General features: G+C 34.9%; 14 protein-coding genes. 7 read left to right on the top strand and 7 right to left on the bottom strand.

All coding sequences use genetic code 11. The annotated features are described in order from the left end of the window. Nucleotides 1–102: 102 nt before the first annotated feature. Nucleotides 103–2,184: a prolyl oligopeptidase family serine peptidase gene (locus J3U16_RS00805; RefSeq protein WP_267330804.1), complete on the top strand. Its 2,082-nt coding sequence runs from the start codon at nt 103–105 to the stop codon at nt 2,182–2,184. Between the two features lie 273 nt (nt 2,185–2,457). Further along, nucleotides 2,458–3,561 carry an aspartate-semialdehyde dehydrogenase gene (gene asd / locus J3U16_RS00800; RefSeq protein WP_065562737.1) on the top strand — a complete coding sequence of 368 codons (1,104 nt, stop codon included), beginning with the start codon at nt 2,458–2,460 and terminating at the stop codon, nt 3,559–3,561. Nucleotides 3,562–3,606: 45 nt separating this feature from the next. On the opposite strand, the gene J3U16_RS00795 is transcribed toward asd, so the two are convergent. From J3U16_RS00795 to nagB, 3 genes are read right to left on the bottom strand one after another with little or no spacing between them, the layout of a single operon-like run. Continuing rightward, nucleotides 3,607–4,839 (bottom strand): ROK family protein, encoded by a 1,233-nt coding sequence (locus J3U16_RS00795; RefSeq protein ID WP_267330803.1) that lies wholly within the window; start codon nt 4,837–4,839, stop codon nt 3,607–3,609. A gap of 36 nt (nt 4,840–4,875) precedes the next feature. Beyond that, complete coding sequence (gene nagA / locus J3U16_RS00790; protein WP_267330802.1) at nt 4,876–6,018, bottom strand: N-acetylglucosamine-6-phosphate deacetylase; 1,143 nt, start codon at nt 6,016–6,018, stop codon at nt 4,876–4,878. Between the two features lie 11 nt (nt 6,019–6,029). Further along, nucleotides 6,030–6,836 carry a glucosamine-6-phosphate deaminase gene (nagB, locus tag J3U16_RS00785; RefSeq protein ID WP_065562734.1) on the bottom strand — a complete coding sequence of 269 codons (807 nt, stop codon included), beginning with the start codon at nt 6,834–6,836 and terminating at the stop codon, nt 6,030–6,032. Nucleotides 6,837–7,085: 249 nt separating this feature from the next. On the opposite strand from nagB, the gene nagE reads away from it, so the two are divergent. Next, nucleotides 7,086–8,555: an N-acetylglucosamine-specific PTS transporter subunit IIBC gene (gene nagE, locus J3U16_RS00780; RefSeq protein ID WP_267330801.1), complete on the top strand. Its 1,470-nt coding sequence runs from the start codon at nt 7,086–7,088 to the stop codon at nt 8,553–8,555. 145 nt (nt 8,556–8,700) lie between these two features. Here the strand turns inward: nagE and tusC are convergent, their stop codons facing one another. Genes tusC through fkpA form a run of 3 tightly spaced genes read right to left on the bottom strand, consistent with a single transcriptional unit; the run spans nt 8,701 to nt 10,424 of the window. Then, entirely contained in the window at nt 8,701–9,054 is a 354-nt protein-coding gene (tusC, locus tag J3U16_RS00775; protein WP_267330800.1) for a sulfurtransferase complex subunit TusC, read from the bottom strand. 13 nt (nt 9,055–9,067) lie between these two features. Continuing rightward, nucleotides 9,068–9,433 carry a sulfurtransferase complex subunit TusD gene (gene tusD / locus J3U16_RS00770; RefSeq protein ID WP_267330799.1) on the bottom strand — a complete coding sequence of 122 codons (366 nt, stop codon included), beginning with the start codon at nt 9,431–9,433 and terminating at the stop codon, nt 9,068–9,070. 4 nt (nt 9,434–9,437) lie between these two features. Further along, entirely contained in the window at nt 9,438–10,424 is a 987-nt protein-coding gene (gene fkpA / locus J3U16_RS00765; protein WP_267330798.1) for an FKBP-type peptidyl-prolyl cis-trans isomerase, read from the bottom strand. A gap of 442 nt (nt 10,425–10,866) precedes the next feature. Between fkpA and fabZ the strand changes: the two genes are divergently transcribed. From fabZ to rnhB, 4 genes are read left to right on the top strand one after another with little or no spacing between them, the layout of a single operon-like run. Next, the gene (gene fabZ, locus J3U16_RS00760; RefSeq protein ID WP_034882348.1) at nt 10,867–11,313 is read left to right on the top strand and encodes a 3-hydroxyacyl-ACP dehydratase FabZ; all 447 of its coding nucleotides are present in this window, start codon (nt 10,867–10,869) and stop codon (nt 11,311–11,313) included. A gap of 40 nt (nt 11,314–11,353) precedes the next feature. Further along, on the top strand, nt 11,354–12,133 hold the full coding sequence (gene lpxA / locus J3U16_RS00755) for an acyl-ACP--UDP-N-acetylglucosamine O-acyltransferase (RefSeq protein ID WP_065562729.1): 780 nt from the start codon (nt 11,354–11,356) through the stop codon (nt 12,131–12,133). Next, complete coding sequence (lpxB, locus tag J3U16_RS00750) at nt 12,133–13,287, top strand: lipid-A-disaccharide synthase (protein ID WP_267342352.1); 1,155 nt, start codon at nt 12,133–12,135, stop codon at nt 13,285–13,287. The genes lpxA and lpxB overlap by 1 nt, the downstream gene beginning before the upstream one ends. Further along, nucleotides 13,278–13,871 carry a ribonuclease HII gene (gene rnhB, locus J3U16_RS00745; protein WP_176701522.1) on the top strand — a complete coding sequence of 198 codons (594 nt, stop codon included), beginning with the start codon at nt 13,278–13,280 and terminating at the stop codon, nt 13,869–13,871. Before lpxB ends, rnhB begins: the two co-directional genes overlap by 10 nt. Here the strand turns inward: rnhB and J3U16_RS00740 are convergent. Beyond that, on the bottom strand, nt 13,868–14,470 hold the full coding sequence (locus J3U16_RS00740; protein ID WP_267342350.1) for a YiiX family permuted papain-like enzyme: 603 nt from the start codon (nt 14,468–14,470) through the stop codon (nt 13,868–13,870). The two genes, rnhB and J3U16_RS00740, sit on opposite strands and share 4 nt — an antisense overlap. Nucleotides 14,471–14,482: the final 12 nt, after the last annotated feature.

Here is a 14,482-nt window from a genome sequence, read left to right as displayed (position 1 = left end):
ATATATTTTTAACTCAAATAAAATTATATTTGCTTTTATTCATTACTAGTTATACCTTTTTATCTAAGCCTTGAATTATATAGAATTAATAGGTAGGTAAATTTGACTATATCTAAAGAGAAAATATTTATCATAATATTGATTCTCTTGTTAAGTAGTATTTGTTGCTGTTGTACAACTAATAATGAATTAACGTTAAAAAAAATCGAAGCGAACGATAAATACCGTTGGATGGAAAATCAGCCACAGTTAATCAGTAATTGGTTATTATCTGAGTCTGAACGTACCGTCAACATACTAGATGCATTACCATGGTCAAAAACTGTCAGTAAACGATTTAATCAATTAACTGATTTTGGTTCTGAACCTAGAATTTCTGATATTCAATATGTAGGCGATAATTGTTTTTATTTCAAACAAACAGCAGATTATCCGTATAATCGCCTTTTTGTTAGAGATCGCTACAATAATGAAAAATTGTTGATAGACCCTCCTGTTGGTTATGGTATATATGATTTTTATCCGTCACGTGATGGGCAATATATTGCTTATAGCATTTATGAAAATGGTGCTGAGATATCATCAATAAAAATTATCAATGTAAAAACTAAATCACATCTTAATGATCATATAACTGGCATATCGGATCCAAGCATTATTTGGTCAAATGATAATTTATCTTTTTTTTATAAAAGAAATGATAAATATCAACAAAATAGCCCAAAATCGGGCACAGAAGAGTTATATTTGCACCATCTAAATACTAAGACAAAAGATGATGTCTTAATCTTTAGTAAAAATCAAATAACGGGTTATGACCCCGTTACCGATCAAAATATAGCCTTATCTTTTTCTAGTAATTGGGCTATTGCGTCTATCTCATCTTCTATATCTGGTTATAGTATCGATTTATACCTTACACATTATGATAATCTTAATAATACTAAAGTTCACTGGCAAAAAATCATCGATAGAAAACAAAAAGTTACCAATTTTATTCTAAAAGGTGATTGGTTATATTTAGCTAAATACAATGCGTTGTCTGGTTATACTATTTCGCGTGTGAATTTGAATAAGAATAGCCAATTAGAAGAAAAAATTATGGAATGGCAAAATGGAGATTTGACCCAATTTGCAGCAAGTAAAGATGCTATTTACTTAGCTTATCATGAGTCAGAAACACCCAAGTTTGTTGCTATTCCTTTTACTGACCCTCATCATGTTAAATTGATTTCACTTACAAATAGTGAAGAAATAACAGCCATTTTTAGTGATACTGATCGCAAAGAAATATTATTTACTGCTCAAAATTGGACTGTTCCCCCGAAAATATTTACCTATAACCCCGATAATGGATCAATTCAAGATTCAAAAATGATTAGTCCCAGTGCTTTTTCGTTTGCAAACTATGAGTCTGAACAACAATGGGTAAAATCAAACGATGGAACACTTGTTCCTATGACGATTATTCATCCTAAAGGGATCAAATATGATGGTACTGCTCCTACATGGTTAACTACCTATGGTGCATATGGTGTAAGTCAGCGTGCTTTTTTTGATGCTACACGTTTAATTTGGCTTGAAAGAGGTGGAATAATTGCAATTGCTCACGTTCGAGGAGGTGGAGAATTAGGCGAAGATTGGCATATTGGCGGTAGCTTAGCTAATAAACAAAACTCAGTTGATGACTTTATAACATGCGCACAATATTTAATTAATCATAATATTACTCAACCATCTAAGCTAGTTATCAGCGGTGAGAGTGCTGGTGGTATTATAATTGGAATGGCATTAGCTAAACATCCTGAACTTTTTGCTGCGGCATCTATTAATGTGGGTATGTTAAATATGAGTCGATTAGATAAAATCGCCATTGGTAAAGCAAACTTTGCTGAGTTTGGCTCGCCATTAAACTCAAAACAGTTAAAGGATTTATCTAAAATAGATGCTTATTTAAATTTAAAAGATTATGTTACGTATCCACCGGTTATGATTTCGGTAGGTTTGAAAGATGAACGTGTAGCACCATGGCAAAGTGCTAAATTTATCGCTCGTCTTAATGAGATAAACCATACCCAAAAACAGCAGGTATTAGTTATAGCAGATCAATATGAAGGGCATTTTTTTGATAATTTTCTAAATACAGTCGAGTTTTTTATTTGGAAAACCATGCCAACACCATAATTAAAAAATAGTTAATATTAGAGTTAATATTATTTATGACAATCCTCATCATCAAATAAGTCATTGGGTGTACTTATCATCGTGAAAATTATCTGGTAAAGGAATATCAATAAAAACTAGCCAGCAATTTAAATAACGATAGTTTTATATAATTCGCTATTATCTTTTAATACTCTTAAAAAATAATTCTTATCTCACTTGTTTTATGATGATATTTTGTTTTAATAGTCAATAAAGATTTCTTTATATAACATCTACCGTTGGAAATAAAATATGAAAAATGTTGGTTTTGTTGGTTGGCGTGGAATGGTTGGTTCCGTCCTTATGCAACGTATGGTTGAAGAACATGATTTTGATTATATCAATCCTGTGTTCTTTTCTACTTCTCAAGCTGGTCAAGCTGCCCCTACCTTTGGTGGTAAAACAGGAACATTACAAAGTGCCGATAATATTGATGCTTTGAAAGCATTAGATATTATAGTGACTTGCCAAGGTGGTGATTATACTTCTGAAATTTATAAAAAATTGCGTGCAACTGGCTGGCAAGGTTACTGGATTGATGCGGCATCAACATTGAGAATGGAAGATGAAGCAATCATTGTTCTTGATCCAGTCAATAAAGCTAATATTCATGCAGCTTTAGATAGAGGTATCAAAACCTTTGTTGGTGGTAACTGTACCGTAAGTTTAATGTTAATGTCGCTTGGTGGATTGTTTGCTGAAAACTTAGTTGATTGGGTATCGGTATCAACTTATCAAGCTGCTTCAGGTGGCGGTGCGCGTCATATGCGTGAATTGCTTACCCAAATGGGCATGTTAAACGCCGAAGTAGCTAAAGAGCTACAAGACCCTAATTCTTCGATCTTAGATATTGAACGGAAAGTGACGCAAAAAATGCGTGATGGTAGTTTACCAACAGATAATTTTGGTGTGCCATTAGCGGGTAGTTTAATCCCTTGGATTGATAAAGCTCTTGATAATGGTCAAAGTAAAGAAGAATGGAAAGGCCAGGCTGAAACGAATAAGATTTTAGGTACTAGCCAAATTATTCCTGTTGATGGACTTTGCGTGCGTATTGGTGCATTACGTTGCCATAGTCAATCATTTACCATCAAACTCAAAAAAGACATCAGTGTGCCAGAAGTTGAAAAATTACTTGCTGCACATAATGATTGGGTTAAAGTTATACCTAACGATCGTGATTTATCAATGCGTGAGCTGACTCCAGCAGCTGTTACTGGTACATTAACTACGCCAGTAGGACGTTTACGTAAACTTAATATGGGTAAAGACTATTTATCAGCCTTTACTGTTGGCGACCAGTTATTATGGGGAGCTGCCGAACCATTAAGAAGAATGCTTCGTATCTTAGCTTAATCAAAAAAAGCCCGGTAGCCGGGCTTTTTTTCTGATATACGCACATTATAATGTAATGTTGTTTTCTAACAATGTCATTAATAATGAACCATTAAATAACGCTTGTTGTATCAATGCAAATGCACCAATTGCTGAACGGTCATTAAGCGATGAACAATTGATAGTAAGATTTTTTCTCAACTCTTCTAAACTTTGTGCGTTTAACGCGCTGTTTACCGCATTTAACAACACTTCTGATGATTTAGTTAATTCACCCGCTAACACAATTCGTTGTGGATTAAAAATATTCACCATCATAGCAACAGCACGACCAAGATTTTCACCAGCATCTTTGACTAACTTAATTGCCAGCTCATCGCCTTGATTAGCATATTTACAAATAGTGGAAATATTACAGTTATCTAAACTTAATTTAGTTGGATAACCTTGCTCAATCATCTGTTTAGCTCGAAACTCGATTGCTTTATTAACTACACGATTTTCCAAACAGCCAAAATTTCCACAATGGCAACGCTCTCCTAACGCATCGATTTGGATGTGTCCAACTTCACAAGCACTTTGATTATGGTTTGTTAATAGTTGCTGATTGACAATTACACCCGATCCCACACCGCGATGTACACGAATCAAAATTGAGTCATCAACATCTTGAGTTGAGCCAAAATAACTTTCGGCTAGAGCTAAACTTTGAATATCATTGCCAATAAAAATCGAAATGTTAAATTTATTACGAAGAGCATCAGCTAGAGGCCAAGCTTTAACTTGAATATGAGGTGTATAACGAATAATCCCTCGAACAGAGTCAATCAAACCTGGTAATACCACTGATATAGCAACAAGATGTTTTATTTTTTTGCTATTTTGCTCTATGAACTGTTCAATTAATGCAATTAAATATTCTTCAGCTGATTCTTGGGTAAACGAGGTTAATGGATAAACTTCAGATACTAAACAGTTAGCACCAAGATCATATAGTTCAATGGTAACATGGGAACGACTTAATTGAATGGCAATGGTCTGATAGTAACCAAATTTTGCTTGTATTGACACAGCCGGACGCCCACCAGTTGATTGCTGTGCATCAACTTCTTTGATTAAATTTTTTTTAATAAGTTGGCGAGTAATTTTGGTTATACTGGCTGGTGCTAATTGACTAATTTCGGCGAGTTGTATCCGTGAAACTGGGGCTTGCTGAACAATCAAACGGTAAATCATAGCGTAATTTAATTGTTTGATTAGCTCAGCATTGCCAACTAGGTGTAGATAATTAAAGGTCATATTTTATCTCAATATTTTCATTAACTATCTAACATTCTAGCGGGTCATTACTCCATTAACAACCGTTTTCACGTTTGAAAAATCACGATTAAAAATAACTAAGTTCGCAATTTTACTTTCACTAATTGTACCAAGTTGTTTATCAACACCAATTGCTTTTGCAGGATAAAGCGTTGCCATTCTTAGCGCTTCATCTAAAGCAATACCAACATATTCAACTGCATTTTTAACTGCTTCAATCATAGTTAATGCTGAACCACCTAAAGTGCCATTTTCATCAACACAACGGCCATCTTTATAATAGATAGTTTTATCAGCAAATACGCCAGAGGTTAGATTAGACCCTGCTAATAACATAGCATCGGTAATCAAAATTAAATGATCTTGTTTAATTTTATGACTATTACGAATATTAGCCCAACTTACGTGTTGACCATCAGCAATAATACCGACATAAACTTCGGGTTCATCATAAATTGCGCCAACAATACCGGGCTCTCGTCCAGTGATATAAGGCATTGCATTAAATAGATGCGTTCCTAAACGGATACCAGCATTAAAACCACGACGACAATCTTCATAATGACCGTTAGAATGACCGACAGAAACATGAATACCAGCATCAGCTAATTGCTTAATATAGTGAGATTCAACTTTTTCTGGGGCTAACGTAATGATTTTTATGACATCAGCATTTTCACAAAGGAAGTCGATCATTTTTTGTGAAGGTTGGCGGATGTAATTTACATTATGAATACCCTTCTTTTCTGGATTAATGTAAGGGCCTTCAAGATGCAAACCTAATGCCTGGTTTGGGTGTTTAGCCAAATACTCACGCATAACGTTTACTGCTTTAATCATAAATTCATCAGTTGATGTGATTAAAGTAGGTAAATAGCTAGTACAACCATAAACTAGATTAGTTTTTTGCATTTTTTCTAATGTCTCGACACTTAACGCATCGAGTGTCTCATTAAATTGTACACCACCACAACCATTGACTTGAATATCAATAAGACCAGGTGCAACAATGGCACCTTGTAAATCTTCAGTAGTGATATTAGCTGGTAGTTCTTCTTGTTTACAAACTTTGGCAATCTTATCGCCGTCAATAATAACGGCGTGATTTTCAAGAATTTCATAACCAGTGTAAATACGACAATTTGTTAATGCGTACATTGAGTTATCCTTTATAAAACGGTCACTTTAAGGTTATCAGCTTCCATTTGTTTAAAATATTTTAGTGTTTTCACTTTAAGATCATCAGTACTTGGCTCATCACAAACAATAATTGATGCTGGATGCATTTGTAATGCGGTAACTGTCCATAAATGATTAACGCATCCTTCAACACCGGCTTGTAACGCTAAACTTTTGTTGTGTCCACAAACTAATAAGATCACTTCCTGTGCATCCATTAATGTTGCAACACCGATCGTTAACGCATGTTTCGGAACTTGTTTGATATCATTATCAAAGAAGCGTGAGTTAGCGATAATTGTGTCTTCAGTCAAAGTTTTAATTCGAGTTCTTGAGCAAAGTGAAGAACCTGGTTCGTTAAATGCAATATGCCCATCTTGACCAACACCACCAACGAAAATATTGATTTTACCGTAAGATTTAATCTTTTCTTCATATTCGCGGCATTCTTGATCGATATCTGGTGCATTACCATTTAATATATGGATATTGTTTTTATCAATATCAATATGGTTGAAGAAATTTTCATACATGAAAGTGTGATAACTTTGAGGGTGATCTTCTGGAAGACCGACATACTCATCCATATTAAAGGTAACAACGTGTTTAAAACTGACTTTACCTGCTTGATATTGTTTGATGAGTTGTTGATACATAACTAGCGGAGAACTACCTGTAGGTAAACCTAATAAAAACGGACGTTCCGCTGTCGGTTTAAATTGATTAATTTTGTTAACAATGCGCTGTGCTACCCAAGCGCCGACTTCTTGCGCATTTACTAAAGGAATAAGTCTCATAAGATACAGCCTCTTCTGATATAATTAAATAAAATCTTTTTTTTTAACGTAAAATATGTTGAGCATATTCTACTATATTAAACTAATTAATCAAAAATAAATCGTGATATAAATCACAAAAAGCAAACATTTAATTTGCGAAGTAAAATAATATAATGTGAAATATAGTTGACTTACTTACATTTACTTAAAGATGTGAAATTTCATTATTTTTTAAGTAACCCAAAATAATAATATGAGGTAAAACTTATGGGAATTTTAGCTTATTTACAACGCATTGGGCGCTCGTTGATGGTGCCTGTGGCAGTATTACCTGCTGCTGCAATTCTTCTTGGTGTTGGTTATTGGATTGATCCTGTTGGTTGGGGAGCAAATAGCAGAGTCGCCGCTTTTTTAATTAAATCTGGTGGGGCCATTATCGATAATATGGCTATACTGTTTGCTATTGGTATTGCCTACGGTATGTCTAAAGATAAAGATGGTGCTGCGGCGTTGAGTGGATTGGTTGGTTTTTTGGTTATAACAACTTTATTATCTACAGATACAGTAGCATTATTAACTTCTACACCAAAAGCTGAAGTTTCAAAGGCTTTTGATAAAATCCATCAAAACCAATTCATCGGTATTTTAGTTGGTATAATTTCTGCTGAAATATATAACCGCTTTAGTAATATTGAGTTACATAAGGCATTTGCTTTCTTTAGTGGAAGGCGTCTGGTACCAATTATTGTTTCATTTGTAATGTTATTTGTTTCTTTTGGAATGCTTTATGTTTGGCCACATATTTATGAATTTTTAGTCACATTTGGTAAAGAAATTAAAGGACAAGGTGCAATTGGAGCGGGTATTTATGGGTTCTTTAACCGTTTGTTGATTCCGGTTGGTTTGCATCATGCACTTAATTCTGTATTTTGGTTTAATGTTGCTGAAATTAACGATATCCCTAATTTCTTAGCAGGACAAAATGCAATTGATAGTGGTAAAGCGATTGTTGGTATTACTGGTCGTTATCAAGCCGGCTTCTTCCCAATTATGATGTTTGGTTTACCAGGTGCTGCTTTAGCGATGTATCATACAGCGAAAGAAGGTAATAAAGACAAAACAGCTTCCATTATGTTAGCCGCTTCTTTTGCTGCCTTCTTTACAGGTATTACTGAACCATTAGAATTTGCCTTCATGTTTGTGGCTCCAGTGCTTTATGTTATCCATGCAATTTTAACGGGTATCTCTTTGTTTATTGCAGCAACATTGCAATGGATATCTGGATTTGCCTTTAGTGCTGGTTTACTCGATATGTTACTTTCAAGCCGCAATCCTTTAGCTGTACATTGGTATATGCTTATTCTTCAAGGTGTCGTATTTTTCTTTGTATATTATATTGTGTTCCGTTTTGTTATTGTTAAATTCAATCTTAAAACGCCGGGACGTGAAGACGATGTAACCGATACTTCAGCTGAAGAGAATGTACCAACTGTGGGCGATACTTCTAAGCTTGCTGAACAATATTTAGTTATCGTTGGTGGTAAAGAAAATCTAACTAATATTGATGCTTGTATCACACGTTTACGTTTGAATGTTCATGATTCAGATTTGGTTGATGAACAAGCAGCTAAAGCACTTGGTGCAATGGCAGTGATAAAACTAGGTAAAACTGGCGTTCAAATTGTTGTTGGTCAACAAGCTGAGAAGATTGCCGATAAAATGAAAAAATTAGTTTAATATCAATTTTATTAAATAAGTTTTATCAATATTCTCCTCGTGGTAGTAATGATAAACGCCACGAGGATTTTTATTGTCTTTGGCAAGCATAGATTTTGTTTATAGAATTATAAAAAAAGTTGAGGAGCGGGGTTTTTGAAGCTAATTAAAAGCGTAAAATAGTGTCTTGATCCGCAAGTAACTGATGAAACTGGGTAATTTCGATTTGTTGGTTAGGAATGTTGAGGGCAATCTGGCTTAAATTCCGCTCATCTAAAGCTGTTTTACAAACATAAACATCTTCAATGTCATAAAGTTCTAACATATTAAAGGTTGCTATGTAATCTCGCATTAATATCTTTTCTGGATGTTGATTAGGTAAGAGATGAAAAACACCGTCACCCATAAAAAAGACAGAGATGTGATTAAATGTTGATAAAGCTAAAGCAGTATCCAATGCTTCTCGGCCTTTTGCATTGCCGTGTGGTGGAGTACTAATAATAATTGCTACATTTTTCATCTAATCTACCTTTTTAAAATTGTAGAACTCGATCAGAACTTGCTACTGCCTCACTCAACTCACCAAGACCGGTTAGTTCAAAATGTTCAGCAAGGTTTTCTATACTAATTCCTCTTCTTTGTGCTGCTGCCACGCAAACCTTAAGCTTTAAAGCATTTTGTTTTGCTAAGTCTTGCCATGCTTTGACGAGTTCAAATTCATCATTGGCGGGATCAGTAAAATGATTAGCGTTATAGACACCGTCAGCATAAAAAAAGATGCTATTGATTGAATGATTTGTATTTGAAGATAATGTTTGAGCAAATTGATAAGCACAATAAGCAGATTGGGTCCCATAAGCGGGACCCATAATAACCAGCGTATAACTTAATGGTTTCATCAAATTAGTTTGGTGCTTGTACTGGTCGAACAGTTGGAACAGCTTCTTCGTTGTTATCTTTATCAATACCAAGCAATTCAACTTCAAAAACTAAAGTTGACGCAGGAGTAATATTGGCATTGTCACCTTGGCTTGGCAAGCTTTTATCTTCATAAGCTAATTCTGGTGGGACAACTAATTTAATTCTACCGCCAACACCAATGAGTTGAATTCCTTCAGTCCAACCTTTGATTACACCGTCAAGTGGGAAGGTTGCTGGCTCGTTTCGGTCATAAGAACTATCGAATTTACGACCATCAGTTAAGGTACCAACATAGTGAACGATAACAGTATCTTTGGCAGTTGGGTGAGCTCCAGTACCTTCTTGAATAACTTTATATAATAAACCTGATTTAGTTTTTATTACTCCAGGCTCTTTGGCAAATGCTTCACGGAATTTTTCACCCGCTGCGGTATTTTCAGTTTTTTGCTTTTCAAATCGCGCTTGGCTTTCTTCTTGGATACGTTTACCGAAAGCTTCTAGAATTGTGTTCACTTCTTCTTGATTAAGTTGTGAATCACCTTTCATGGTTTCATTAAATCCGCTGATTAGATATTCTTGGTCTGCTTTTACTTCATTTTGTTCTAAGTTTGATTTTAGGTAGTTAGCAAATGAAGAACCTAGTGCATAAGACTCTTTTTGGGCTTCAGTGGTAATTTTTATTTTATTGTTCAAAGAATCAGCTTTTTCAGTTGAAGTTGAAACTGTGTTTTCAGCTTTATCATCGGTTTTAGCAGGCTCGGCTTTATTTTCTGCTGGTGCAGGCTCTGCTTTATTTTCTGCTTGCGCAGGTTCTGCTTTATTTTCTGCTGGTGCAGGTGCTGTTTCGGTAGCATTTGTCGTTGTAGTAGCAGGTGTTTTGTTTTCTTCGGTAGTTTTTTTATCATCACAACCTGCAAGTGCTAATACGATAGCACTACTTATCAATGTCATTTTAATAAATGATTTCATTTCACTCTCCAAGTTAAAAGATCTTTTAGCTAAATATTCACGGTATTATATATGATCTATTATATGATAATATAGTTTTTACGTATCTTTTATCTAATTAATTTATATAAAATTAGCTTTATTTGTTATTGAAAACTGTAAAAACACACAGGAAAATCACTACAGCCTGTAAGTGTTAATAAGATAGTACTGCTTATTAATGTCAATTTAATAAATGAGTTCAATTCACTCTCTAAGCTAAACGACCTTTTAGTTAAATATCAATCGTATTATATGATCTACTATAAGACAAAATATTTTTTAAGCATCTTTTATATAAAATTAGGTTTATTTGTTATTGAAAACTGTAAAAATACACTGAAAAATCACTCCTTGAGTGAAAGTGGTATCCTCAGTTATAATAGATCCAATTTATAGTAAATATTGTATAAGGATAGCTATTTTGACTACCGAACTTAATACCCTTGATATTGAAGAAATCATAAGTTTACTGCCTCATCGTTACCCATTTTTAATGGTTGATCGCGTACTTAGTTATGAAAAAGGCAAAACATTAAAGGCCATTAAAAATGTTACTTTTAATGAACCATTCTTCCAAGGTCACTTTCCAAATAAACCGATTTTCCCTGGTGTATTAATTTTAGAAGCGATGGCGCAAGCGACTGGAATTTTAGCTTTTAAAAGTATTGAAGAGTTATCGCCAGGACAGCTTTATTATTTTGCTTCAATCGATAAAGCGCGTTTTAAACGTCCTGTAGTACCAGGTGACCAAATCGTACTTGATGTTGAATATATTAAAGAGCGTCGTGGTATTGCATTGTTCCATGGTGTTGCAACAGTTGATGGTAAACTGGTTTGTGAAGCCGAAATGATGTGTGCTCGTAAATAATATTGATTTTGAAATATCCCAAATGTATTAAGGAATTGCTATGGCAACGGAAATACACCCAAGTTCAGTAATAGAAAAGGGGGCAAAGATTGGTGATAACGTCAAAATCGGGCCTTTTTGTTATATTGGTGAACATGTTGAAATTGGTGATGGCACTTTTTTAAAATCACATGTTGTCGTTAATGGCCACACCAAAATTGGTCAAAATAATCAAATCTATCAATTTGCTTCAATCGGTGAAGTTAACCAAGATCTAAAATATCGTGGAGAACCAACTCGCACTGAAATTGGTGATCGTAATATGATTCGTGAAAGTGTGACGATTCATCGTGGCACTGTTCAAGGGGGGGAGTTAACGCGTATTGGTAGTGATAATTTATTCATGATTAATGCACACGTTGCTCATGATTGTATTATTGGTAATAATTGTATTTTAGCGAATAATGCAACGCTTGGAGGTCATGTGCAGTTAGACAATCATGTTATTATTGGTGGTATGACAGCTGTACATCAATTTTGTGTTATCGGATCTCACGTAATGGTTGGTGGTTGTTCTGGTGTTGCCCAAGATGTTCCTCCTTATGTTATTGCACAAGGCAATCATGCAACACCACATGGCGTTAACTATGAAGGATTGAAACGTAGAGGTTTTAGTAAAGAAGCACTACAAGCTATTCGTAATACTTACAAAATTCTTTATCGAAATGGGTTAACCCTTGACGATGCTAAAGTTGAAATTGAATCGTTAGCTAAACAGTACCCTGAAGTTCAACTGTTTACTGACTTTTTTGCTCGTTCGACTCGTGGCATTATTCGTTAATGACTGATAAAGCTTTAACTGTAGCACTTATCGCTGGTGAAACATCTGGTGACATTTTAGGTGCAGGTTTAATTCGTTCTCTCAAAAAACACCATCCAAATATTCAATTTGTTGGAATTGCTGGACCACAAATGCAAGCTGAAGGCTGTAAAGCTTGGTATGAAATGGAAGAGCTGTCTGTGATGGGCATTGTCGAGGTATTAGGTCGATTACGTCGTATTTTAGCTATTCGTCGAGATATCACTAAACGCCTTATTGAACTAAAACCTGATATATTTATTGGTATTGATGCGCCTGATTTTAATCTTTCATTAGAAGGTAAACTCAAACAAGCTGGTATTAAAACTATTCATTATGTGAGCCCATCAGTCTGGGCTTGGAAACAAAAGCGCGTGTTTAAGATTAAACGAAATACTAATCTTATCTTAGCTTTTCTTCCTTTTGAAAAAGCCTTTTACGATAAATTTGATGTTCCTTGTCGTTTTATTGGTCATAAAATGGCTGATGACATTCCTTTAGAACCAGATCAAACCGCAATGCGTCAACAATTAGGTATCCCGCTTAATTGCCAATGCTTAGCACTTTTACCTGGCAGCCGTCATGCTGAAGTGACGTTATTATCTGAGCCTTTTTTAAAGGCGGCTCAATTGCTACGTGACAAATTTCCTGATTTACATATTGTGGTTCCTTTAGCAAATGAGAAAAGGAGACAAGAGTTTGAGCGAATTAAAGCTGAAATCGCACCACAACTTAATGTGCAGTTATTAGATGGTCATGCTCGTGAAGCAATGATTGCCAGTAATGCGGCAATTTTAGCGTCTGGAACGGTTGCTCTTGAATGTATGTTAGCTAAATGCCCAATGGTTGTCGGTTACAAAATGAAAGCTTTTACGTTTTGGTTGGCTAAAAAGTTAATCAAAACGCCTTATGTGTCGTTACCAAATATCTTAGCAGGTAAAGAAATAGTGCCTGAGTTGCTACAACATGATTGTACACCAGAAAATATCGCTAATCATGTTCTTCCTTTTTTAGAAAGTGATAATACCGAATTAAAAGCGACATTTTTAGCTTTGCATAAACAAATTCGTTGTAATGCAGATGAACAAGCAGCACAAGCTGTACTTGATGTATTAGAGGATTCACATTGTTGTTAGAATTTACCTACCCTGATGCCACATTAATTGCCGGAGTTGACGAAGTTGGACGAGGTCCTCTGTGTGGTGATGTTGTTACTGCTGCTGTGATTTTAGATCCAAATAAACCGATAGAGGGATTAACCGATTCTAAAAAGCTGACAGAAAAAAAACGTGAAGCTTTATTTGATATTATCAAGCAAAATGCATTAGCGTGGAGTGTTGCAAGAGCATCAGTCGATGAGATTGATAAGCTTAATATTCTTCATGCCACTATGTTGGCTATGCAACGGGCGGTGTCTGGTTTAAAAATCAAACCCAATTATGTTTTAGTGGATGGCAATCGTTGTCCTGAATTTGGTATTCAAACACAAGCCGTCGTTAAAGGCGATTTACTTGTTGCTGAAATTAGCGCAGCGTCGATTCTTGCGAAAGTGACTCGTGATCGTGAAATGGTTGAATTAGATAAATTGTATCCACACTATGGATTGGCAAAGCATAAAGGATATCCCACCAAAGATCACCTAATGGCTATAGAATCACACGGTATCAACCATTTGTATCGTAAGAGTTTTGCTCCAATTAAGAGATTGTTACTTATCTAATTCGACCAATGTTGATCTACCGTTATTAATAATGGTGAATTGAATATAGCGACTGGTGAAATAACGGTTTCTTGATAAGGGATCTTATCTCCATAGCGTTCAGTTAGTTTTTGTTTAACTGCTGGTGCTGACAGATTAAAATCTTTAATCCTTTGTAATTGTCCAATTTTTAAGTTAAGTGCTTTATTATAAATTTTCCAAACTAGTTCTGAGCAATAAATATACTTATCATCCCAGCCAAACCAAATATCGTAAGGCTTATTTTCAAATGAATGAGCAACTCGTTTTAACTTAGCAATTTCTTTTTGTGATAAAGTGTGATCTTTTAGGCGTTTAATTATATATTCTCTATTTTTTCCTCGATTTACCCATTTATCAAACGGTGTATAGACCACTTTAGATGCTGCTTCAAAGACATAAGGTTTTCCATTTTTAATAAAAATTATTCCCATGTGACTATAAGGTGACTTGGTTGCTTGCTCAATCGCTTTGCTTTGGTTTGATTGAGAAGATTGGAAAATAATATCGCCATCTAGGTAATCTGTTGTGGCCGTCGTGTAGGTAGTGAAAAGTAATATAATAATCAAAATAGAACGCATGATTTTCTACTT

Source organism: Gilliamella sp. B3023, from assembly GCF_026536845.1.
Taxonomy (GTDB): Bacteria; Pseudomonadota; Gammaproteobacteria; order Enterobacterales; family Orbaceae; genus Gilliamella; species Gilliamella apicola_E.
The sequence above is the reverse complement of the archived record's forward strand: the minus strand, read 5'-3'. Positions and strand labels throughout refer to the sequence as shown.